Annotated in this window: 16 protein-coding genes; 6 read left to right on the forward strand and 10 right to left on the reverse strand. The window is 39.6% G+C overall.

Annotation, left to right across the window (positions count from 1 at the left end; all coding sequences use genetic code 11):
* Positions 1–188: 188 nt before the first annotated feature.
* From P164_RS00530 to P164_RS00560, 7 genes are all read right to left on the reverse strand, one after another.
* Positions 189–935, reverse strand: coding sequence for a hypothetical protein (locus P164_RS00530; RefSeq protein ID WP_028374535.1), 747 nt, complete (start codon positions 933–935; stop codon positions 189–191).
* Between the two features lie 160 nt (positions 936–1,095).
* Positions 1,096–2,355 carry an SEFIR domain-containing protein gene (locus tag P164_RS00535; protein ID WP_028374536.1) on the reverse strand — a complete coding sequence of 420 codons (1,260 nt, stop codon included), beginning with the start codon at positions 2,353–2,355 and terminating at the stop codon, positions 1,096–1,098.
* Between the two features lie 384 nt (positions 2,356–2,739).
* Positions 2,740–4,155, reverse strand: a complete 1,416-nt coding sequence (locus tag P164_RS00540; RefSeq protein WP_028374537.1) for a purine-cytosine permease family protein — start codon at positions 4,153–4,155, stop codon at positions 2,740–2,742.
* Positions 4,156–4,158: 3 nt separating this feature from the next.
* Complete coding sequence (locus P164_RS00545; RefSeq protein ID WP_028374538.1) at positions 4,159–5,310, reverse strand: alpha-hydroxy acid oxidase; 1,152 nt, start codon at positions 5,308–5,310, stop codon at positions 4,159–4,161.
* A 5-nt stretch (positions 5,311–5,315) separates the two neighbouring features.
* Complete coding sequence (locus P164_RS00550; protein ID WP_028374539.1) at positions 5,316–6,689, reverse strand: FGGY-family carbohydrate kinase; 1,374 nt, start codon at positions 6,687–6,689, stop codon at positions 5,316–5,318.
* A gap of 18 nt (positions 6,690–6,707) precedes the next feature.
* Positions 6,708–7,988, reverse strand: coding sequence for a sugar isomerase (locus tag P164_RS00555; protein ID WP_028374540.1), 1,281 nt, complete (start codon positions 7,986–7,988; stop codon positions 6,708–6,710).
* A gap of 88 nt (positions 7,989–8,076) precedes the next feature.
* A complete protein-coding gene (locus P164_RS00560) occupies positions 8,077–10,173 on the reverse strand; it encodes a bifunctional rhamnulose-1-phosphate aldolase/short-chain dehydrogenase (RefSeq protein WP_028374541.1) in 2,097 nt (698 codons plus the stop codon).
* 151 nt (positions 10,174–10,324) lie between these two features.
* Here P164_RS00560 and P164_RS00565 point away from each other — a divergent pair, with 151 nt between their 5' ends.
* The 5 genes from P164_RS00565 to fucP all read left to right on the forward strand — a co-directional run bounded on the left by P164_RS00565 (position 10,325) and on the right by fucP (position 19,061).
* Positions 10,325–11,371: a GntR family transcriptional regulator gene (locus P164_RS00565; protein WP_028374542.1), complete on the forward strand. Its 1,047-nt coding sequence runs from the start codon at positions 10,325–10,327 to the stop codon at positions 11,369–11,371.
* Positions 11,372–11,454: 83 nt separating this feature from the next.
* Complete coding sequence (locus tag P164_RS00570) at positions 11,455–12,741, forward strand: rhamnogalacturonan acetylesterase (protein ID WP_028374543.1); 1,287 nt, start codon at positions 11,455–11,457, stop codon at positions 12,739–12,741.
* A 6-nt stretch (positions 12,742–12,747) separates the two neighbouring features.
* Positions 12,748–15,594: a glycoside hydrolase family 2 TIM barrel-domain containing protein gene (locus P164_RS00575; protein WP_028374544.1), complete on the forward strand. Its 2,847-nt coding sequence runs from the start codon at positions 12,748–12,750 to the stop codon at positions 15,592–15,594.
* A 313-nt stretch (positions 15,595–15,907) separates the two neighbouring features.
* Positions 15,908–17,419, forward strand: a complete 1,512-nt coding sequence (locus P164_RS00580) for a rhamnogalacturonan acetylesterase (protein ID WP_028374545.1) — start codon at positions 15,908–15,910, stop codon at positions 17,417–17,419.
* A 322-nt stretch (positions 17,420–17,741) separates the two neighbouring features.
* Entirely contained in the window at positions 17,742–19,061 is a 1,320-nt protein-coding gene (gene fucP / locus P164_RS00585; protein ID WP_028374546.1) for an L-fucose:H+ symporter permease, read from the forward strand.
* Between the two features lie 82 nt (positions 19,062–19,143).
* On the opposite strand, the gene P164_RS00590 is transcribed toward fucP, so the two are convergent.
* Positions 19,144–19,857 carry a gluconate 2-dehydrogenase subunit 3 family protein gene (locus P164_RS00590; protein ID WP_028374547.1) on the reverse strand — a complete coding sequence of 238 codons (714 nt, stop codon included), beginning with the start codon at positions 19,855–19,857 and terminating at the stop codon, positions 19,144–19,146.
* A gap of 3 nt (positions 19,858–19,860) precedes the next feature.
* Positions 19,861–21,579 (reverse strand): GMC family oxidoreductase, encoded by a 1,719-nt coding sequence (locus tag P164_RS00595; RefSeq protein ID WP_028374548.1) that lies wholly within the window; start codon positions 21,577–21,579, stop codon positions 19,861–19,863.
* Between the two features lie 233 nt (positions 21,580–21,812).
* On the opposite strand from P164_RS00595, the gene P164_RS00600 reads away from it, so the two are divergent.
* Positions 21,813–22,931 (forward strand): ROK family protein, encoded by a 1,119-nt coding sequence (locus tag P164_RS00600; protein WP_234405800.1) that lies wholly within the window; start codon positions 21,813–21,815, stop codon positions 22,929–22,931.
* Between the two features lie 70 nt (positions 22,932–23,001).
* Here P164_RS00600 and P164_RS00605 read toward each other — a convergent pair whose 3' ends face one another.
* On the reverse strand, positions 23,002–23,691 hold the full coding sequence (locus P164_RS00605) for an SGNH/GDSL hydrolase family protein (RefSeq protein ID WP_028374550.1): 690 nt from the start codon (positions 23,689–23,691) through the stop codon (positions 23,002–23,004).
* Positions 23,692–23,724: the final 33 nt, after the last annotated feature.

Genomic DNA, 23,724 nt, shown 5'->3' on the forward strand with positions numbered 1-23,724 from the left:
TATCAATATTATTTTGCTAAAGTTTTGACTTAATAATAATTTTAATTACGGAAATGCGTATTAGAAACGAGTTTTTTTATATTAAAGATAACGGTATCGGCTATGCGTAGTTGCGTATGTTAGCGATTAACTTTACAAAGTAGGCGAGAAAGAGCAATTACTTATAGCCATTGATGTGCATAGTGTTTTTATTCCGATTTCCATCTTTTAATATAGTGTTGTAGACCAGTTTTTGCACCACCTTTAAAATAGCCACCAGAGTTTACTTTGTCAATCAATTTTATGATGTCATTTGCATAATCAGACTCCCAATTCAATTCGGTTGTTAGAAATGAAAATATTTGTTTAGAATTCAGTTCATAATTATATTTGTTTAAAGCTCTGATATAAGTTTTGCATTGTTCTTCATCCATAAAGTGATGAATTCCAGTTGACATATTTATAGAATTACTTAAATCAATAAATGCTTTTTGAACAACTTTATCTGGTAATTCGGTTTTTTCTATTTTGGTTTCAGATTTTATGTCTATTGCTCCCCAAGTTCTAGCCCAATCTTTAACACTATCTTCCATCCATTGATGAGCAATAATTCCAGTTATATTTTCGTAATCATCGTATTTATGTAATTCGTTTGAACGTAATCCAAATGCAACAACAATTTTATTTCCTTGATAATCGTCATTGAAAGTTCGAAGAGTTTCAATTTTCATAGGTGGATAACTTTCGTCCATTTTAACTCCACGAAATAAATTCTTTACATTCCTAGTGTTAAAAATTCTTTCTAAATATCCTGTATTTCCTTTTGTGTGAATTAAAAAAACTATTTGAGTTATATCTCCAATTTCATTGCACAACTCCAATGCTTTTTTGAGGGCAAGAATTTCATTTTCTTTATTTGCACCTACATTATCATTATAATACCTTTTTTTCTCCATTTTTCGGTTTTGTTACGTTATACATAACGGTCTCAGCTATGAGTAGTTGCATGGGTTAGCTGTTAATTTTGCAAGTACGCACCAAGCTGAAAATCCGCGAGGGTTTTCAGAAGTAGGCGAGAACAAGCAATTACTTATAGCCATTGTTGCCAGTAGTTTCTTATCTATAATTCTTATCGTGAAATTTGTCAATTGTTAAATTCTCATTCCCATAAATTGAGTTGAATTTCAAAACTTCGGATAAATTAAATTCTTTTTCTACCACTCCGTTTTTAGAAAATACTTTAACAATTAAATTATTTTCTAAAATTTCCTCTGCGGTATAATTTCTTATTAATATTCTGTGTAACTGAACACTTTTTGATTGTTTAGGGAAAATTTTAGGATTATCCTCATATGTAACAATTTTATAATTGTTCTCTATTCTTCCATCAACATCATATTCTGTTGATTTTTGAGGATAATGAATTTCTAAATTGTAATCCTCAAAAATTTCATCAGTTTCATTATTGAGTTCAACACTCAATTCATATTCGATTTTGGTCAATAAATTTGCGAATTGGCTTGAAAAATCGAATCTAGGAATTAAATCAAAAATCTGTACATTTTTTTCTTCGACTTCAAATGGTGGAATGACTTTTTTAGCTATTTGAGGTTTGTTTTTACCAACCTCTGAAAATTCAATTATTTCCTCATCCATCAATTTTGAGAATAATTCGTTCATATTCTCTTTGATTGACAAATCAATAATGTGTCTTCCTTTGAAAAATAAAGGCGTAATATCATCAGATATTTTGTCGAATGAAACTAAAATATACTTATTGTTGGATTGCTCAATATCTTTAATGATTAGATTATATTCATTTCCCACGCCACCTTTAAATGCTGTTGCTTTTTCTTTATAACCTTTTGACAAGACCACAAGAACTTTTTTATAATCTGTCATTGCTTGGTGCATCATTTTATTGAAATCTGTTGCAGACTCTCTTTGAGACATTAGCTTGTCCACTTCTGCTTCAAAACCTTTGTCTCTTAAAAAATTTGTAAATGAAATGACTTTATCATTATGTTGCTCATCGTCCCAACTGTAGGTTACAAATACATCTTTTAATTCCATTTTTTTGTTCTCTATAATGTTTTGCTTTTTTAAATGTTCTATTCCTTTTAAACTTATGCTATACCTCAAATCCATTTTTACTAAATGAGGCATTCCGGGAACGTGTCCGTTAGGTTCTGATTTTTTAGTTACTAACTTATTTTCGTGCAATTCGTCCAATAAATCTCTAAAATTGTCAATTCCACTTGTCGGCATAAGTTCCATAAAGAAATTCCCAAAATCGACTGGATGTACTTTTTTATAGAGTTCTAACAATATAAAATTCACATAATCTTCTTTGTTTTGGACGTCCTCTTTTTTCAATTGTATTTTGTGTTTTGGGTTTGGTTCAAATTACTGGCAACGTAGGGATAACATTACCCTATTATATTTAATCCATTTTTAATTTTGCATAAAAGCAATTAAAAGTGCATTATTCATCTAAGTAGATATAATCTTCATTCCAGTCAAGTTTACTCTTCTTTTAAGCCTTTTAAAAACCGTAGATGAGATTCTGAAATTAATTTAGAATGACGTTATCTACCTGATAACTAATAGATAAATATAACTAATTACTCCATAGCCTTTTTTACAATTCGTTATTCACAACCAATTCTCGGTTATATAACACTCTCGTGTATGTATCTGTAAATAAGAAATGGCCGTCTTTAAAAAAAGACGACCATTTACACACACAATTATTTTGAGCTATACCGCTTTGCGCTGATACAGTTTACTAAAGATTAAAAACAAAATCCCACAGCTAATCCACGCGGGTAGGGTTAAAAAGGATAAGAATACATCATACTGCACCGAGATAAAGTAGAACACCCCAAAGCTTAACGCCCAGGCGCCAAACACCGCCCAGTTGAATTTGATTCCGGTTTTTTCTGCATAAAAAGACTGTATTCCGGCGCGCTTTCCGAAGAAATATTCAAAAACAATGATCGCTCCTATAGGTGCTAAAATAAAACCGTACAGGGCAACAAAACCTAAGAGTTTCATTGCAAACGCGGGGAATAGTCCGGCGATGGTGGCTACTGTACCCGCGATAATGGTTACCCAGAAGGTAGAAAGTTTTGGTATGATGGCTTGAAAGGCAAGACCGGCTCTGTAAATCGTTGGGTTTGCGGTCGTCCATCCTGCAAGCAGTACTGCGATAATCCCAAAAATACCAATAGCGTTATACGCCAGCGGTCCCGGTGCAACGGTAGGCGCTTCCCCACCGGCAAGCATTGCCAGCGCTTCGGGTGATTTAAGATATACGGCATAGAGTAGGGCAGCAGCAATCCACGCGATATAGTGGCCTATATAAATCCCGGCAGCCGTCGTCCAGCCTGCGCTTGCTTTTTTAGCAAAACGAAATACCGATAAATCTGACATCCCAATGTGCATCGCTGCATTTGCAAACCACGACCACAACACCACGTGCCAGAAGGTATATTTTATTTGTCCCGGAAAAGGCTCACTGCCTTCGCCCCAGATATTCCAGAAATCTGAAAAGCTGTTTACATCAAGTTGTATCAAAGCCACAACACCACAAGCTACAAAAGCCAGTACGATAACCGGAGACATCCAGTTAGCAGCCTTGGCAACGGTATTGTATCCGCGGGCAGCAATGAGTGAAATTACAGCTCCTATTGCTAAAACGACAAGGACCCAGGTAAGGCTGTTAGGCGTGGTATCGGTCAATTTGGGCATTTCCATATCAAACGGAATTCCCACTGCGGTGGCAGAAACGGTAATCATCGCCCCGGCAAGAAAACAGAATAAGATTCCGTTTGCCAGATTGTAGGCCGTAACCAGGCGGGTACCACAAATTTTTTCTAAATGAAAATACAGGGTGTATCTAAATTTGGTTCCTATTTCTGCGGTTAAAAACCTCCAACTTAAAACGGCAAGGAGGTTACCTATTAATAAACCTATGATGAGGTCAAAGGCACTTACACCGGTGGTTAAAAATAAGGGACCTATAACAAACTCGGTACCTGCGGCGTGCTCGCCGGCGTACATACCTAAAAAGGCTTTCCAGCTTTGCAATCTCGATTGCGGAACGGGCTGGCGTTCAAATTCGCCACCTGCGATTTCTTCAATAGTATCTTCTTCCTGGTTGTATTGAGACATAGTCTAGGTTGTTATTAAATGTTTTGGTAAATCTTCTACGCGCTCGCAAACCAACTGATCCATCACTTGCTTAAACTGGGTTTTGAGCATCCCAATGGTGTGATCGCCGCCTTTGTTGCCCAAAGCGCCACAGCCGTACATAAACGAGCGACCCATAAAGGTAAATTTGGCTCCACAAGCCATTGCACGGGCAATATCTGGGCCCGAGCGTAAACCGCTGTCCATCATCACTTCAATCTGATCGCCATAAGTCGCGGCGATTTCTTTAAGTGAATTGATCGTAGATTGTGCCGCGTCGAGTTGGCGCCCGCCGTGGTTAGAAACGATAATGCCGTCAAAACCCATACGTATGGCAGCAGCAGTATCTTCTAACGAAGCAACGCCTTTAAGCACGAGTTTGCCCTTCCAGCGATCGCGGATGGGTTTTATTTTTTCTTCGTTGAGTTTTCCTGAAAAGGTACGGTCCATAAAGGCGCCCAGTTGTTTTAGGTTTAAACCTTCGGGGGTATAGGGTTTTAGATTTTCAAAAGTAGGCTGCCCGTATTTAAGGGTATTGTACGCCCAGGTAGGTTTCCCCAGAATTTGCATAATGTTGCGTACCGACATTTTAGGCGGAAGCGCCAATCCGTTTTTAAAATCTCTGGGTCGAAAGCCAAAGGTAGGCACATCGCACAGCAGCACGAGAACGGGGCAACCGGCGGCTTCTGCACGGTCTATAATATCATTGCGTACCGCATCTTCCACAGGGTTGTACAGCTGAAACCAGGCATTGCCTTCGGTAAGTTCGCTGGCTTTCTCGATATCCATCGTGGTTACCGTACTCAGAATAAAAGGCACATTGTGCTGGTGAGCGGCTTTTGCCAAAATAGCAGGCGAGTTGGGCCACATTAAGCCTTGCAGACCTACGGGTGCAATCCCAAAAGGCGCATCAAATTCCATCCCCAAAACTTTGGTTTTGGTAGAACTTTGACCGTAATTGTTTAAATACCGCGGCTGTAATTGTACATCGCGTATCTCTGAAGTGTTGCGTTTGATACTTACATCTTCGTTGCAACCGCCATCAAGATATTCAAAAGCAAATGCCGGGACGCGGCTTTTTGCTTTGGTACGTAAATCGTCAACAGAAGGATAGGCAGTGTTAAAAGCGTTGGCCATAGTATTTATTTAGCGATGAACGGAATGTGTTTTTTCATCGAGTAATTTTTCTTTAAAAATTTTGAATTCAGTTGGGTGTCAGAGATGCAAATTGCCGCTCCTAATGCAGAGCCTAAAGAAGAATCTGTGGTGCGGAGTTCCATCGTTCTAAAATGATGCGAAAGCAGGTGAATGTATAGGTCGTTATCGCTAAAACCACCGTCAACAAAAAGTTTTTCGATCGTCATATCACCTTTTGCCGTCTGTATACTTTTAACCTGTAAGCGTACCAGCTCCATCATTAACTGGTGGTAGGCGTCTTCAAAAGAAGTGAATCTAAGCACTGTTTTTGGCGGCATCTCAGGATCTTCAAGAGACTCCCAATGAAAGATTTTTTCAAACTCTTTTACGAGTTCGTAGTGAATTTCAGGATTAAATTTTACCGTTTTGTGGTAGTCTTTATCTACCCCATAATGTTCGGTTAGTTTTTTAACCTGTATGCTGTATTCATTGCCTAAAAAGAGGCGTGCAGATTTTACGGGTTTACCGTTAATACGCATATAATTGATGCAATCTTTGGCAACATCTGCTTTGCTGAGTTCGTTTTCTACAAACGGATTTAAAGCAATACTCCAGGTTCCCGTAGAAATCAAAATAAATTGTTTTTTAAGACTGCGCACATAGGGCAGCAATGCAGCCGAACTGTCGTGAATACCTACGCCAATCTTAATACGCTTCCCGTTATAGTTCATATTGATACTCGTTTCGGTGGAAACGATAGGAGGTAAGATCTGGTCGAGCTGTTCGGCATATACCCAGTCGTGGTAATCGCGCTTTTCAAAATCCCAAAGCGAAGTATGGCAGCCTATACTGGTGTATTCGCTTAACGGGATTCCTGTAAAAACAAAGCTTAAATACTGCGGAAGGTGCAGCGAATATCGAATTTTTTTAAAGACTTCGGGTTTGGTGTTTTTTAACCAATACAATTGCATCCCGGCATTGAGCATGCCTGAACTTGACGAACCTGTTTTCTGATGAAAAATTTCTTCAGGTCCGTATTTTTCGTAAAACGAATCTATAATTTCGGTAGGAATCGCTTTAGTATAATTATACAGCGGAAAAATCACATCGCGGTTCTCATCGAGATGTACCAAACTGGCGCCGTATGAAGAAAAGTTAATGGCTTTGATATCAAATTTTTCGGTTTTTAGAATGCGGTCAAACACCGTTTTTAACCATTCGCGCAAAGCGGAAAGATCTTCGGTAGGATGCCCATCTTCATCTGAAATTTCGTCAAACTGAATGTACTCGCGGTACACCTCCTGAAATTCAGAATCAAAAAGAAAAAACTTTTTATTTGTTTTACCAATATCAAATACTGCCGTAACTGTTTGCTTCATTAAATGCGTGTTTCCAGATTAAAGTCCTGTAGCGATCGTGTTTTTACCACGTTCTTTGATCAATTGACCACGCACATCCAATTTGCGGTAAGCATCAATAGGATTGATAACTCCGCCTGCCTGTACCCGTGCCTGGCGAACCAGTGGGCGTACATCTGTGCGGTACGCTCCCTGAATGATTTCCTGACAAAGTGTAACATCATTAGCTTCCTGAGCCGCTCTAAGTGCATCCTGATCGATTAAAAGAGCTTTTGCATAGGCTTCCTGAATGGCTTCAAGAGACTGTATTAAATCTTCTAACGGATCTTTTACATTGTGACTCGCATCGATCATCCAACCCAGTTCGGGATTGTTTGGGTTGTTTTGCATCCCGTAAACCAACTCGTTAAAAATAAGGAATAGGGCGTAGGGTTTTATACTTCCCACGGTGATATCATCATCCCCATATTTGCTATCATTAAAGTGGAAACCGCCCAGTTTGCCTTTCAGCATTAAGATGGAAACAATCTGCTCAATATTCGTATTGGGTAAATGATGTCCTAGATCTACTAAGGTATAGGCTCGTTCCCCGCAACCATTGGCAAGCATCAGCGAGGTCCCCCAATCTTGAATCACCGTACTGTAGAAATTAGGTTCGTAGGGTTTATACTCAATAAACAGTTTCCAATCCATCGGCATATCTTCGTAGATGGAAATCAGGCTGTTTTGTGTATGGGTGAGTGCGGTCTGAAAGTTATTTTGTCCCGGAAACGAAGAACCATCTGCCAACCAAACGGTCAAACTTTTTGATCCCAGCTTATTTCCGATTTCAATAACCTCTTTATTGTGGGCAATCGCCTGCTCGCGTACTGCTGCACTGGTGTTGCTCAACGAACCGTATTTGTACGATTCTTTCTGGTTTTTTTGATCCTGAAAGGTGTTGCTGTTTACCGCATCAAATTTAATTTTGTGTATGGCGGCCAGTTCTTTTATCGCATTGTAATCGTTAGGCACATCCCACGGAATATGCAGCGATACCGCACCCGCGGTTTGCGTAAGACTGTGAATTAAGCCAATATCTTCTATTTTTTGCTCTAAAGAAGCCGGTTCGCCAGAAAAGGAAAACCTTCCAAAGCGGGTCCCGCCGGCACCCAAAGCCCAGCTGGGGATAGCTACCTGAAATTCGGCAAGCTTATTTACAATTGCAGTAACATCTACCTTATTTTTCGACAACGATTGAGCCAAAAAATCAAAGTGTGATTTATGATCAGAAAGACCTGTTTTGTTGAGGTCTTCTACGTGTTGGTTATTAATTTTCATAAGAAAAAAATTCTGAAAATGAAGTTAGTTAAAACTCTCGGAATCTTAATGAATCTAAGAGTTTTAACCCACTTCAATAAGTTTTTAATTAACGTACAAAAGCATTGGCCATACCACCATCTACGTTTATGGTATTTCCGGTACTTTTCTGAAGAACGCTTACACAGGCAAAAACACCATCTGCGATATCGTCTGGTAAGATGATCTCGTTAAGTAAATTACGTTTTGCGTAATGTGCCGGTAAATCTTTAACCTCAATCCCGTAGGCTTTGGCGCGGCCTTCGGCCCAGGCACCTTCCCAGATTTTACTACCTACAATAACGCCATCAGGATTTACCGTATTTACACGTATTTTATCACCACCTAATTCGGCAGCAAGAAGACGGGTCATATGTTGTTGTGCAGCTTTTGCTGTTCCGTAGGCCACGTTATTAGGTCCTGAAACCAGTCCGTTTTTACTGGCAATATTTACGATGTCACCGCCTAAGCCTTGCTTACGCATAATCGCAACACCTTCCTGAGCCATTAGAAACTGCCCTTTTACCAGAACGTTTTGTAAAATATCCCAGTCTTTTTGAGTGGTCTCTTCCAACGGTTTAGAAATTGCAAGTCCGGCAGAATGTATAACAATATCTACCCCACCAAATGCGAGGCAAGCTTCTTTATAGGCTTTTTCAATCGCTTCCTGGTTGGTCACATCGCACACGGCACCGGCAACCTGATCTTTTTTGTAAGTCGCCACGGCTTCTTTAAGCGCGTCTTCACTCATATCGGTAAGCACCACATTGGCACCTTCGGCAACCAGCTTATCTGCAATTGCTTTACCTATACCACCGGCGGCACCGGTTACAATCGCTACTTTACGAGAAAGCGGTTGTTCTTTAGGCATACGCTGTAACTTCGCTTCTTCAAGAAGCCAGTATTCAATATCAAAAGCTTCCTGACGGGGTAATGAGGTATAACTTGTAATCGCTTCTGCACCGCGCATCACATTGATCGCGTTGATGTAGAATTCGCTAGCAACCCGCGTTGTCTGTTTATTTTTAGCAAAGCTAAACATCCCCACACCCGGATAAATAATAATCACAGGGTTAGGATCCCGCATTGCCGGGCTGTTGTCGTGCTTGCAGTTTTCGTAATAGTCTTTGTATTCCTGGCGGTATTGTGCAAACGAAGGTTCAAGTTTAGCCAGTACCGCATCGGTATCGTCCAGATTATCATCTTTATCCAGATTCAGAATTAACGGCTGAATTTTAGTACGTAAAAAGTGATCTGGGCACGAGGTACCCATAGGCGCCAGGCGTTCTAGATCGTTACTGTTTATAAATTGTAGAACAGTATCACTATCTGTAAAATGGCCGATCATTCGGTCTTCTGATGATGCAAGACCTCTAAGAAGTGGCATTAATTTAGCGGCTTGTTCGTTACGTTTTGCAGCTGGCAAACTTGCAATTTTTTCACCTCCAAAAACGCTTCCTTTTTCAGCTACTTTTTTCTCAATATATGCAGAAGCTTTTTCGATAACTTCAAGACTGTTTATGTAGCATTCGTAAGAGGTATCTCCCCAGGTAAATAAACCGTGGCTACCTAAAACAATTCCGCGTATTCCGGGGTTGTCATTAAGACATTTCTCTAACTGAAGCCCCAGGTCAAAACCGGGTCGTTGCCACGGCACCCAGCCCATGGTATCTCCCCAGATGTCTTTAGTTACCTGCTCGCTGTCTTCTGCAGCGGCAATGGCGATGAGTGCATCAGGATGCAGGTGATCTATATGTTTAAATGGTAAAAGTCCGTGAAGGGGTGTGTCAATTGATGGCGCTTTAGAATCCAGATCATAAATACAATGGTTGAAAAGCCCTACCATACGGTCTTCATCTTCAAGACCGCCATACACATTTTTTAGATTTCTAAGGCGTTCGGTGTACAAACCTGCTATTCCCTGTCTGGTTAGCGTACCTATATCTCCACCAGAACCTTTAACCCACATCACTTCAACATCTTCGTTTGTAAGCGGATCTTTTTCTATGGTTTTACAGCTGGTGTTACCACCTCCATAATTTGTTATTCTTAAATCTGCACCCAGAATATTTGAGCGGTATAAAAAAAGTGCAACCTGGTCATCGCCTAATTCTGCTGCCTTTTGCTCATCCCAAAGATAATTAACGTGGCTAAAAGTTTTTTCCATTTTCGTTGTGTAAAGTTTAACGCATCTGACTCAAAATTATAGGTATTGAATTAGGTGGGCATCCTGTGCTGTACTGCTATATAAATGTTTTTAATGGCTAATCTTTTGATTAGTTTTACAGATACTTAATAAAATTAGTTATCCCTACTGTATGGCCCGCACTGTTGAAATTAAAATCAATGAAGATTCAAGAATACCTAAATACAAACAAATTGTAGACTCAATCATTGACGATGTCGCAAAAGGAAAATTGAAGGTAGGGCAAAAAATTCCGTCTATAAACGAACTGAGCGAAGCGGCGTATTTAAGCAGAGATACGGTAGAAAAAGCCTATAAAATTTTAAAAGAGCGCAAGGTTATAATTTCCGTAAAAGGAAAGGGATATTACACCGCAAAAACCGAACTAATTTCTAAGATTAATGTGTTCTTTTTAATCAACAAACCCAGCTCGTATAAGATGATTATTTTTAATCATTTTGTAAATACACTCGGTGTAAATGCACACGTGAACTTAAGTATTTACCACTGCGAAGAATCGCTTTTTATCAATGCAATTGAGAAAAATATAGGTGCGTATAACTACTATGTGATTATGCCACATTTTAAAGATACAGACCTCAATCACGTAAGTTTTACGCCAGAAGTTCTTAAGGCTATTGAGATGATTCCTAAAGATCAATTGCTGGTAGTAGATAATACTAAACCTGAGATTAAAGGGAATTATGGTTCAATCTATCAGGATTTTAAAGAAGATATTTATAACGCTCTAATTGAGGGGATGGACCGGCTGAAAAAATACGATCGGCTAATTTTAGTTTACCCGTCAAAAAGTGTTCACCCATACCCAAGACGTATCGTTCACGGCTTTCGGTATTTTTGTCAAAAATTTGATTTTGAATTTGAAATTCTTGATGAGATTTATGAGGATATGGAGTTTGAAAGCAAAGACGTTTACATCACCATAGAAGAGATGGATCTCGTAAACTTGCTTCGTCAGGTGCGCGCCCGTAACCTGGTTTTAGGTAAAGACATTGGTGTAATCTCGTATAACGAGACGCCTTTAAAAGAGCTTTTAGGCATTACCGTTGTTAGTACAGATTTTAAAGCAATGGGGGAGACTGCAGCCTATATGATACTTAAAAACAAAAAAGAGAAAGTTAAAAACGTCTTCAAGTACATAGAGCGTAATTCGGTATAGTCTAATTTCAGAACAGTACAGGATACTCTAACGTATTCCTCTTTGTATTTTTCACATAACTTTTTTCTAACAAAAAAACAGCTATGCGAAAACGCAACTGCCTTTTTATACTATTGGGACTCACGGTTAATCTGCTCTCGTCTCAGGAACAGGACACTTTTCATTTTAATTTTGCTACTGAAAATGAAAGTTTAGGAGAGTCTGTCACCGCTATACAACCCTATTCTGAAGGCTCAGGTTATGGTTTTGATTTGGGTACCGCTTATCGTGTGCAAGCAACTGAGAATGGATTTACAAGCACTGCTCCGGTATATTTTTCGGTACAGGTCCCTGAAGGTACTTACAAAGTAACAGCAACCGTTTCCGGATTAGATACCGAAACTACCTTAAAAGCCGAATCTAAACGACTTTTTATTCCGCAGCATAAAATAACTACAACAGATGAAGTAAGCCTATCTTTCAATGTTAGCGTATTTAAACCTCAAATTACTGCAGACTATAGTGTAGGTTTGAAAGATCGCGAACTTTTAAAACTTGATTGGGATGATAAACTTACGCTGGAGTTCTTAGGAAATAGTACCATAAAAAGCATTCATATCGAGCCTGTAACGGGATTAAAAACACTGTTTCTCGTGGGCGATTCAACAGTTACCAATCAGGATTTAGAGCCCTGGGCATCATGGGGACAATTTATTACAGCTTACCTTGATGAAAATATTGCAGTTGCCAATATGGCTTCTTCAGGTGCATCATTGGCTTCTTTTAAAGGCAGTAGGATAGATAAAGTATTGCATATGCTGAAGAAGGATGATTATGTAGTAATCGAATTTGGGCATAACGACGAAAAAATAAAGGGCGAAGGTAACGGTGCATACGGTTTGTATACCAATCTGCTTACCGATTTTGTTACGCGTATTAAAGAAAAAGGAGGGATTCCTATTTTAATCACTCCTACTCAACGCCGTGCTTTTGAAGGTGAACAACTAAAGCCTACACACGGTGATTTCCCGGACGCAATGCGTAATGTCGCCAAAAACGAAAAGGTTACTCTAATAGATATAACTGCATTTACCACGCAGATGTATGAAGCCTGGGGAGCAGAAGGCTCGCGCAAAGCCTTTGTACAATATCCGGCAAATACATTTCCCGGGCAGTCTAAAGCATTAGAAGATAATACACATTTCAGCAATTTTGGCGCTAACGAAATTGCGCTTGCCGTGTTATCTGGTTTGCGCCAAAGCTCCTCTACACTCAAGCACTATATTACAGTAAATACACCTCCATACAATCCGTCACAACCTCATGAGCCGCAATCGTATAACATACCCTACAGCAGTTTATTTGAAGCTTTAAAACCCGACGGAAACTAAATTATCATGAAAAAAATACACCTAATTTTTGCGCTTTTTCTTTTGAGTGTTATCGCTGCTTTTGGACAGCAAACCGATAAAATCTGGCTTTCAGGGATAGATTTTGAACATCCTAAAACCTGGGAGTTCAAAGTTTCTGCAGGCAATAATAGCGGAGAGTGGTCTACAATAAAGGTGCCTTCTCAATGGGAGTTAGAAGGTTTTGGAGAATATACGTATGGCCGCTGGTATAAAGAATTGGAGCAGGACGAACCCAGCAAAGAAGAGGGGTTTTATAAATTGAATTTTGAGGTTCCCGCTTCCGCGAAAGCGAAACAGGTGACGATTCATTTTGGTGGGGTAATGACCGATACCGAAGTGAAAGTAAACGGTAAAGTGATAGGACCTAAACATCACGGTGGCTTTTATGAGTTTGAATACGACATCACTGAATATTTAAAATTTGGAGAAGAAAATTTACTCGAAGTTCACGTTTGGAAACATTCTGAAATAGGAAGTGTAAACAACGCAGAACGCAAAGCAGACTGGTGGTTGTTTGGTGGAATTTACCGTCCCGTTTGGTTAGAAGTCAATCCTAAAACGCATATTAAGCATGTTGCCGTAGATGCGCAAATGGACGGCAGCCTAAAGGCTGTTTTAGATATTTTAAACCCTTCTGAAAATCTGCAGGTAGTTGCTTCAATCGCATTAGTAGGCGGTGAATCTAATTTGGAATCACAAACCATTAACCTCAATAAAACCGATACCACACAGACTATCACTGCAAAATGGAATAACGTTAAAACCTGGGATCCCGAAAACCCCAATTTATACATATTAACCCTGCAATTACAGAAAAACGGACAAACCTTACATGAAGTAAGCGAGCGCATCGGGTTTAGAACACTCGAGTTTAGAAAGCGAGACGGGATTTATGTAAATGGCACTAAAATAAAAATGAAAGGGATCAACCGTCACAGCTTTTGGCCGGAAGGTGGTCGCAGTACCAGCAAACGCATAAGTGTGATGGATGTAAACTTAATTAAGGACATGAACATGAATGCGGTGCGTTTTCACTATCCGCCAGATGATCATTTTCTTCACGTTGCAGATTCGCTGGGATTGTTTGTTCTTGACGAACTCGCAGGCTGGCAGAATCCGTATGAGACAAAAACGGGTGAAAAATTGATTAAAGAGCTAGTAGATCGTGATGTAAATCATCCATCTATAATCATCTGGGATCAGGGCAATGAGGGCGGCTGGAACTATGAACTGGATGATGATTTTGCCAAACACGATCCGCAAAACCGAATTGTAATTCATCCGTGGTCTGATTTTGACGGTTGGGATACGCACCATTATCCAACATTTTTAACGGGTGTTCACCGTTTTGGAAGTGGTGAAAATGTATTTTTCCCTACCGAATTTATGCACGGTACCTACGATAATGGTATAGGTGCCGGCCTCAAGGATTTCTGGGAGCATTATAGTAAAAGTCCGTTGTTTGCCGGTGGTTTTATGTGGGCATTTAGTGATGAGGCGGTATTGCGCAGCGATTGGACGGGTAATGAGCAATTTGATTCTAAAGGCAATCTGGCAGCAGACGGCGTTTTAGGTCCGCACCGCGAGAAAGAAGGCAGCTTTTTTACCGTAAAAGAAGTTTGGTCTCCCATACAGTTTAAACCCAAAGCGATTACCAAAACTTTTGATGGAAGCTTCTTAGTAACCAACGACTATTTGTTTTCAAATCTCAATACGGTTACGATGCAGTATCGCGTAATGGAAGCTGACGCGAAAACATTTTACGAGCCGGGAACTGCTGCGCGTATTTTAGATTCGGGAACTATAGAATTACCAAATGCAGAACCGGGAGAAACCCGAAAAATCAAGATGCCGGTAGCTGAAGATTTCTTTAAAGGAGACTGGCTAGAAATTACAGCGACAGACCAACACGGGCGTGAGATTTATACCTTTACCTGGGCCATTCATAAAGCCGATTATTTTGCAGATAAATTTGTATTTCAAACCGAAACTAAAAAAGCTGCAAAAGCAACTCAAGACGATGCTATCGTTACTTTAAAAGGCGCTGAGGTTAGGTTGAAGTTGAACACCAAGACTGGTTATATCACCGAAATTAATAGTAAGAAAAGAGCAATTCCGTTTTTAAATGGCCCTAAACCTATAGGGATGAAAGCCGAAGTAGAAGAGGTAACCCTATCGCAGGAAGGTCTAAATGCAGTTTGCCGTATTGATTACAATGGCGGAATCGACCACATCACCTGGACGATGTATGCAGACGGCCGCGTGCATATGGAACTCGTCGCACTTAAAAATGCTGGAAGAAATAGCGGTTTTGACGGGGCTTTTTATGAAGGCGATATCGATAGATTTGGGATTACGTTTGACTTCCCGGAAACCGGTGTAGAGGGCATCACACTCTTTGGCCGTGGACCGTATCACACATGGCGTAACCGCCAGCAGGGGATTGAGTATGGAATTTGGGAAAAAGAATACAACAACACCATAACCGGAGAAAGCTTTGAGAATCTGGTATATCCTGAATTTAAAGGCTATTACGCTAATTTCTTAGCCGGAAACCTGCAAGCCGGGGAAAACAGCTTTAAAGTTTTTAGCGATAGCGATAAATTATTCCTGCGTTTGTTTACACCGGAAGAAGCCAAAAAGGGCTTTAAAGGCAGCCACTTTCAGCCTTCGTTTCCAGATGGGAATATCTCTTTCTTGTATGAAGTTCCCGGGCAGCGTGCGTTTAAACCCTTAGAACAACAAGGACCCAGCAGTCAGCCTTCAAACATTCGTATTAAAAGTGGCGATGAGGGAATCTCGATGAAGTTGTGGTTTGATTTTAGGGATTAGATTTTAGACGAGAGACGTTAGGTTTTAGAGATCAGAAATAGGAAGAGAGAATAGAAAAAAGAATAGAGAGAAAAGAGGAAAAATAATAGAAAGAAGAAGAGGGAAAACCTGTATTTGTTAGATTTTGAAGGCTTAATTGAATTTAAGACATCTGATTTAGAATTTATTAATAAGGAATAACAAACACGAATTTACATACACGACCCGCGCAAGGGATTGCAGTGAAAATCCCGGATTGCGACCTTAGGAGCAAATGGAATTGCAACGAAAAGCCCGACCCTTTTGGGTTGCGCCCAATATATTTAAGTGACTTATGAAAATAGTAAAACTAACTTGCTTGCTTATTGCGACGATTTTTTTTGTGCAATGTGATACGGCTAATGCACAAAAGCCTACGGTATATTGCGTGGGCGATTCTACTGTTAAAAACGGACAGGGAAAAGGGGATGGCGGACTCTGGGGCTGGGGAGATTTTATTGGGCAGTATTTAGACACTACACAAGTGCGTGTAGAAAACCACGCACTAGGCGGAACGAGCAGCCGAACCTTTCAATCTAAAGGATTGTGGCAGCCGGTTTTAGACAGTTTGCAACCGGGAGATTATGTGTTGATTCAGTTTGGGCATAACGATAATGGGGCGCTAAATGACGATTCACGCGCTCGTGGAACTATAAAAGGCATCGGTCAGGAAACCGAAGAAATAGACAATATGCTTACCGGCGAGCACGAAGTGGTGCACAGCTACGGCTGGTACATTCGTAAAGTGGTAACCGAAGCAAAGTCTAAAGGCGCAATCCCGGTAATTATGGCGCCCATACCGCGCAACGATTGGGAAAATGGAAAAGTACCGCGCAATTCAGATTCGTACGGCGGCTGGGCACAACAAATCGCTGAAGAAGAAGGTGTAACCTTTATCAATCTCAATGATAAAATGGCTTCAGAAATGGAAGTCAGAGGAGAAGAGCAGGTTACAGGTCATCTGTTTTACAAACGCGATCATACCCATACTTCGGCAAAAGGAGCGGTGCTTGCCGCTTCGTTAATTGCTGAAGGTTTGGCTGAAAGCGATAATTCGTTAAAAAACTACCTGCTTGAAAATCCTGAGATTAGCCTTCCGCGAAAGCGAAATCTATTTTTAATAGGTGATTCTACAGTAGCAGATAACGGTCAGCCTACAAAAACCGGTTGGGGTGTTTATCTACAGCAACACGTAGATACAACACGAATGACCATTTATAATAAAGCCCGTGGCGGTAGAAGTAGTCGCACCTTTAGATATGAAGGCTTGTGGGATGCCGTTAAAGAACAGTTACAGCCGGGGGATTTTGTGTTGATGCAGTTTGGTCATAACGACGGCGGAAACATTGATAAAGCAAAATACCGTGGTTCTATCAAAGGAATGGGTGATGAAACGCAGGAGGTGCAACGCGATAGCAGCGGCATTGAAACGGTACATTCTTACGGGTGGTATATGAAGCAATATATTAAAGAAACCAAAGAAGCGGGAGCGACACCTATCGTGCTCAGTATGATTCCACGCAACGATTGGTCTGACGGTAAAGTGGATCGTGCAGTAACAAGCTATGGGGGTTGGGCTAAGGAAGCTGCTGCGCAAGCCGGCGGTTACTTTTTAGACCTGAATGAAGCCGTTGCTTTAAAGTATGAAGAACTTGGAAAGGATAGCGTTGATGCATTTTTCCCCGATGATCATACGCATACCAACATAGCAGGTGCACAACTCAATGCGCGTATCGTTGCCCAACTTATAGAAGGATTACGTCAATCTGATTTGCGAGATTATATTTATATTCAGGAAGAAAAGTAAGTGAGTAACACGTATAGATTAGAAAAAAACCAATCTTTAAGATTGTTTTTTTTGTGTCATACTATGCCGGTTTCATGTACTCAAAAATACTCTTGCGAAGTTTTTCAGTACTAATTCTAAAGAATAAAATAATCGTTTTAATTTTTAAATTAAATACGCTAGTTTTAAAAAGTAAAACGTTTTAGTTTACTTTGTTAGTTTTACTTTTATTTTGCTTAGTAAATAACTTGGCATTTACTACAACGATTTTTATTGCAACCAGATTTTAATTTATAGTTAACTAATCTACAAGCTGTGTTCACGCTTTTAACCAATTTTATTTATGAGTAAACCTGTATCTATTCCCGTAGTACCTAAAAAATTAATGCTTCCGTTTATTTTAGTGACTTCACTTTTTGCGCTTTGGGGTTTTGCAAATGCAGTTACAGATCCTATGGTACAGGCCTTTAAAAAAGTTTTAGAATTGTCTAACTCACAGGCGGCCTGGGTACAAATGGCATTTTATGGTGGGTATTTTTGTATGGCGCTTCCTGCCGCATTATTTGTGCGTAGATTTTCATACAAGTCTGGCGTTTTGGTAGGGTTAACACTTTATGCTGTGGGTGCTTTATTATTTTATCCTGCTGCAACAACCGGATTATTCTGGTTTTTTTGTTTGGGACTTTACATTCTCACTTTTGGTCTTGCTTTTCTAGAGACCACAGCAAATCCTTACATATTGGCGATGGGTGATCCGTCAACAGCGACACGTCGTTTAAATCTAGCACAGGCCTTTAATCCCGTAGGGCTTATCGCCGGACTTATGGTCGCAAAATTCTTTGTTTTAGATTTATTGCAGTCTGATGATGTAGCTAATTTTTCGGCGTTGCCTGAAACTCAGAAACTGTTGATTAAATCTGCAGACCTGATGGTCATACGCAATCCGTATGTGATTTTAGGATTAGTAGTTTTAGCCATATTGATTTTAATTGCTGTTAATAAAATGCCTCAGGCAAAAGGAGAAGGAGCATTACCAAGTGTTAAACATACCTTTGCCAATCTTTTTAAAAACAAGAAATATACATTAGGTGTACTTTCTTTAATATTATATATGGGTGCGCAAATAGGGTGCTGGACATACATTTACCAGTATGCAGAATCTAAAGGAATTGCCAGCTCTACAGCAGCAAATTATCAACTTGTCGCCTTTATTTTATTTACCGTAGGTCGTGCCTTAGGGACCTATATGCTTAAGTTTATGAGTTCGGGTAGATTACTTTTTATATTCTCGGCTTTAGGAGGTTTATTCACACTTGGTGTTGTCGTATTAGAAGGAACTTTCGGTTTATACAGTCTGGTAATGGTATCTTTATTTTTATCTATAATGTTCCCCACAATTTATGGTATTGCTTTAGAGGGGCTTAAAGAAGAGGAGTCAAAAATAGGTGCTGCCGGTCTGGTTATGGCTATTGTGGGAGGTGCTTTGTTACCTAAGCTTCAGGGAATGATTATAGACCTGGGTGGAGTAGGAGTTAACGATATTACCGTACTGGGCTTGTCTGAGATGAATTTCTCCTTTTTGCTACCGGTGCTATGTTTTATTCTGGTAGCAATTTACGGAAACTGGATTCATAAATTAGGGTCTAAACGTAGTATTCGTTAACAGTTTCTCTAATAGAATGAATATTTAGAAAATAAAAAACCTCCTAATTTCAGGAGGTTTTTTATGCTTTAAATTGGTGAGATTAAGTGATTAAATTACCATTATCATCCCATTCTGCGATGACCCCGCGTTGTTCCTGATCAACACATTTTGCAATCCAATCAGGATCATAGGCGACCCCGTGTTTTTGCAATACTTCTTCAGGAACGCCATCCCAAATATTAGGTTGATTGCCTTTATAACCTAAATCTTCTAACCCCATTTTAGATGTGTAATATCCCGTCATAGTCAAATTGCGCATCAGTGTAAAAAACTGTACCGGCATAGGTTGTTCATTTCGTGGAATGTCTGCATCAGGATATGCAATCGTATCTAGTATCGCTTTCTGATTTTCTTCTGACGATTCAATAAATTCTGTATTGTGTAGCGTATTTGAGGTGTGATCAAGCCACATTAAACCTCCGCGTATGGGGGTTTGCAATGCCGGAATATCTTTAACCATAAATTCTAGAAACCCCGGAACTCCGGCTTCGGTGGCACTGCCATATTCGTCATTTGCAGGGAGTATTAAAGCGCACAAGATATCTAGTGTTTTTTGCTCGTGTTCATTAAAAAACTGTTCAGAATTTAGTTTTTCTATATACGCAAGTTCTTCGGGCGTACGCCCAAAATAGTCATCTGCAGCTTTAGCAACATCCTCTTCTTTAACCTCTAGATTAGGATCGCAACCGGTTAATAGAAGTCCGGTTCCAAGAGAACCTAAAAACAAGGATTTTAAACTATCTCTTCTATCCATAATTTAGATATTTTGTTGTTTTAACTGTTCAATAATATAATCTGAAGCCCTCCACGAGAGTGCTAAAATAGTCCAAGTTGGGTTTTTGTCTGCTTGAGAAACAAACGGCCCGGCATCTACAATAAAGACATTATCTACATCATGCAATTGCTGAAATTTATTAACTACAGATGTTTTAGGATCATTACCCATTCGGGTTGTGCCTACCTCGTGAATAATACGCCCGGGATTTGCCAGACCGTAATCCTGTTCTTTTGTAGGCGCATCCTGAAGTAATTGTCCACCCATATTGTGTACAATTTCTTCAAAAGTTTCATTCATATGTTTTGCTTGGTTACGTTCATAATCAGACCATTTATAATTAAACCGCAGCACCGGAATCCCAAATTCATCTACTGTAGACGGGTCTATCTCACAGTAATTATCAATCATCGCGATAGATTCGCCACGGCCGGCCATACCTATGGTTGACCCGTAATATTTTTTAATATCAGAACGCAAACTGTTACCGTAACCACCCACTTTCTGATTAAAAAAGTGGTTTAAATCATTAGGATTAAAACCAAAACCATAGCTGGGCATTCCCATACCACCCCAGACTTCAATATGATAACCTCGCGGGAAGTTGAGTTTTTTGTTATCGCCCCACCACGGAGTATATACGTGCATACCGCCTACACCATCTTCATTATAGGTATCGCGATTCATGAGTTCGGGTATAAAAGCAGAGCGGCTCGCACCGGTAGAATCGTGCAGGTATTTACCTACCATATCACTACTGTTTCCTAAACCGTTAGGGTGCTGTTTGCTTTTTGAATTGAGTAAAATACGTGCAGAACTGCAAGCTGAAGCTGCAAGTATAACAATTCGGGCTTTTAGCTTATATTCTTTACGATCTTCTTTATTAATGTAAGATACACCGGTCGCTTTTCCTTCTGCATTAGTGGTGATTTCGCGCACCATAGAATTTACAAAAAGATCTATTTGTCCGCCGCTTTTTTGAGCCGGAAAAATTAAGCAGGTTCCCGAAGAGAAATCTGCATAAACCGAGCAGGCACGGGAGCACTGCCCGCAGTAAAAACAAATTCCGCGATCGTTATTTAGCTTTTTAGTAAGCATAGACATACGGGAAGGAATCACGGGAATGTTTGATTTCTGAGCTCCTTTTATATAGAAAAGTTCGTGTAATCTGGGCTTAGGAGGCGGAAGAAAAAACCCATTCGGTTCATTTTCAAAATTCTCTTTAGAACCAAAAACTCCTATTAATTTATCTACTTTATCATAGTAAGGTTTAACATCTTCATAACCTATAGGCCAGTCGTCACCGTGACCGTCATAACTGTGATGTTTAAAATCACGTTCGCTAAAACGTAACGAAATACGCCCCCAATGATTAGTACGACCACCCAGCATACGTGATCTAAACCAGTCAAATTGAGAATCTCCTTTTTGGGTATATGGCTCTCCTTCTATATCCCAACCCCCATAAGCGCTGTCAAAATCACCAAAAGGCCGTACAGTAGAAGCGCCACGGCGCGGAGATTCATAAGGCCATTTAAGTTGTGTACGTTGCTCTGGAGCAGCAGGATCAAAATAGGGGCCTGCTTCAACCACGGCAACTTTTAAACCGGCATCAGCGAGAATTTTTGTCGCCATACCACCGCCGGCACCAGAACCTACAATGATGACATCGTAAAGTTTTGAGGATTCCTTTAATTGCATAAATTAAGATTGAAAGATTATAGAATTAGAGTTTATAACTGCTTGAATTAAGAATACTTAAATTAACGAGACATAAACTTATTAGATTTTAAAAGATCTTATTTATTTAAATTTAAATAAAAATAGTTCAATACAGGTAAAACGATTTATTCTAATTTGATAAAACGTTTTAGTTAAGCTATTTTTGCGGTATAATTTAAAGTTTAGATTCTGATTGTTAGGGGTTAAAATTTATGAGAAATATTTATAGCGATGATAGAATTGTAATGACCCTTGATGCAGGAGGTACAAATTTTGTATTTACAGCCATACAAGCTGGTGTTGAAATTGTCCAACCTCTTACATTACCGTCTAATTCCTCTAATCTTGAAGTTTGTTTAAAGACTATAATTGACGGATTTAATCAAGTGAAGGCAGCCTTAAAAACGAAGACTCCACAGGCGATAAGTTTTGCATTTCCCGGACCTGCAGATTATAAAAACGGAGTGATAGGTGACCTTGTGAATTTACCTGCGTTTAGAGGAGGTGTAGCTTTAGGTCCTATGCTTAGCGAACTTTTTAAAATACCAACACTTATAAATAACGACGGAGATCTTTTTGCATACGGCGAGGCAGTTGCTGGTATGTTGCCTTTTATAAACCAAGAATTTGCTAATGCAGGATTGTTACGTACTTATAAAAACTTAATCGGAATTACATTAGGAACCGGGTATGGAGGCGGTATTGTGGTAAATAATCAATTATGTCTGGGCGATAATTCTGCTGCAGGTGAAATCTGGCTGACCCGCAATTATTTAAAACAAAAAACTATTGTTGAAGAAAGCGTGAGTATTCGGGCGATTCAGCGGGTATATAAAGAGCAATCTACAGAATCTACAGCATTGACTCCTTTTGATATATATCAAATCGCCAAAGGTCAACAGGTAGGAAATAGGGAAGCAGCTTGTAAGGCTTTTGAGGAAATGGCCCTTGCTGTGGGAGAATCTTTGGCTAATACGCTGGCACTTATAGATGGACCTGTGGTAATAGGTGGCGGGATTGCAGGAGCTTCAGATCTAATTATTCCTAAAATTATTGCGCATTTAGAAGGTTCTATTTATGATTTGAATGAAAATGCTATACCACGAAGTATCGCTTCCATTTATAATATTGATACTGAACATGGGTTACAAACTTTTTTAAAGAATTCTGAAGTTAAAGTGACTATCCCGTTTAGTTCTAAAAAGTCTATTTATTCTAAAGAAAAACGCATTGCACTAGGAGTTTCAAAACTGGGAACGAGCAGATCTATATGTCTTGGAGCCTACGCACTGGCACTTGACTACCTTGATAAAACAAATTTATACGCTTAGTTTTAAAAAATTTGATATAAAAAAAGCCTAATCATTAGACTAGGCCACTAATAGTTCAGGAAATTATCTGCTATTTTAAAGCTTCAGCAATAGCAGCCTTAGCTAAAGGTTCCATCACTTTATAGCCCTCTAACGTAGGATGCACCCCATCATAGGCAAGTCCTTCCTTAATACCATTTTCGGTATTCACCATTGCAGTAAAATAATCGAGGTACACAAAACCTTTGCCTTTTGCGTAATATTTTAGCATCGTATTGATCATGTTTATAGGCTTTACAGATTCTACTTTCGGTTTCCACGGGTATTTTGCCGCGGGTAAAATTGAGGAGATCACAACTTTAATTCTGTTTGCTTCTGCCAGTTCTGCCATAGAAACGATATTTCCAAAAGTCTGCTCAGCGGTCATCGGGCCGGTATTGCCGGCAATATCATTGGTTCCGGCGAGTATTACTACAACTTCAGGCTTTAAATCAATAACATCCTGCCGAAAACGCAGCAACATTTGTGGAGTTGTTTGACCACTTATACCACGACCTATATAATTATTTTCAGTAAAGAAAGCAGCATCGTCTCTTACCCAACCTTCTGTGATAGAGTTTCCCATAAATACAACCCTGTTTTCCGGGGAATTTGTTGAATCTATAGTGGCGTTAGCTTCGGCATACTTTTGAAGGTTAGGCCAATCCTGAGCTTTTAAATGAAATAAACTGCTGAAAATCATTAGAAGTGTAACTAGAGAAAATTTAGCTTTTGTATGCATAACTCAAGGTTGATTAAAACAATAGTGATTTTA

The organism is Leeuwenhoekiella sp. MAR_2009_132, from assembly GCF_000687915.1.
Taxonomy (GTDB): Bacteria; Bacteroidota; Bacteroidia; order Flavobacteriales; family Flavobacteriaceae; genus Leeuwenhoekiella.

Excerpts from the sequence above, each read along its gene's own strand:
- P164_RS00530 (WP_028374535.1), bottom strand. The coding sequence starts at position 935 with ATGGAGAAAAAAAGGTATTATAATGATAATGTAGGTGCAAATAAAGAA.
- P164_RS00540 (WP_028374537.1), bottom strand. The coding sequence starts at position 4,155 with ATGTCTCAATACAACCAGGAAGAAGATACTATTGAAGAAATCGCAGGT.
- P164_RS00545 (WP_028374538.1), bottom strand. The coding sequence starts at position 5,310 with ATGGCCAACGCTTTTAACACTGCCTATCCTTCTGTTGACGATTTACGT.
- P164_RS00550 (WP_028374539.1), bottom strand. The coding sequence starts at position 6,689 with ATGAAGCAAACAGTTACGGCAGTATTTGATATTGGTAAAACAAATAAA.
- P164_RS00555 (WP_028374540.1), bottom strand. The coding sequence starts at position 7,988 with ATGAAAATTAATAACCAACACGTAGAAGACCTCAACAAAACAGGTCTT.
- P164_RS00560 (WP_028374541.1), bottom strand. The coding sequence starts at position 10,173 with ATGGAAAAAACTTTTAGCCACGTTAATTATCTTTGGGATGAGCAAAAG.
- P164_RS00565 (WP_028374542.1), top strand. The coding sequence starts at position 10,325 with ATGGCCCGCACTGTTGAAATTAAAATCAATGAAGATTCAAGAATACCT.
- P164_RS00570 (WP_028374543.1), top strand. The coding sequence starts at position 11,455 with ATGCGAAAACGCAACTGCCTTTTTATACTATTGGGACTCACGGTTAAT.
- P164_RS00575 (WP_028374544.1), top strand. The coding sequence starts at position 12,748 with ATGAAAAAAATACACCTAATTTTTGCGCTTTTTCTTTTGAGTGTTATC.
- P164_RS00580 (WP_028374545.1), top strand. The coding sequence starts at position 15,908 with ATGAAAATAGTAAAACTAACTTGCTTGCTTATTGCGACGATTTTTTTT.
- fucP (WP_028374546.1), top strand. The coding sequence starts at position 17,742 with ATGAGTAAACCTGTATCTATTCCCGTAGTACCTAAAAAATTAATGCTT.
- P164_RS00590 (WP_028374547.1), bottom strand. The coding sequence starts at position 19,857 with ATGGATAGAAGAGATAGTTTAAAATCCTTGTTTTTAGGTTCTCTTGGA.
- P164_RS00595 (WP_028374548.1), bottom strand. The coding sequence starts at position 21,579 with ATGCAATTAAAGGAATCCTCAAAACTTTACGATGTCATCATTGTAGGT.
- P164_RS00600 (WP_234405800.1), top strand. The coding sequence starts at position 21,813 with ATGAGAAATATTTATAGCGATGATAGAATTGTAATGACCCTTGATGCA.
- P164_RS00605 (WP_028374550.1), bottom strand. The coding sequence starts at position 23,691 with ATGCATACAAAAGCTAAATTTTCTCTAGTTACACTTCTAATGATTTTC.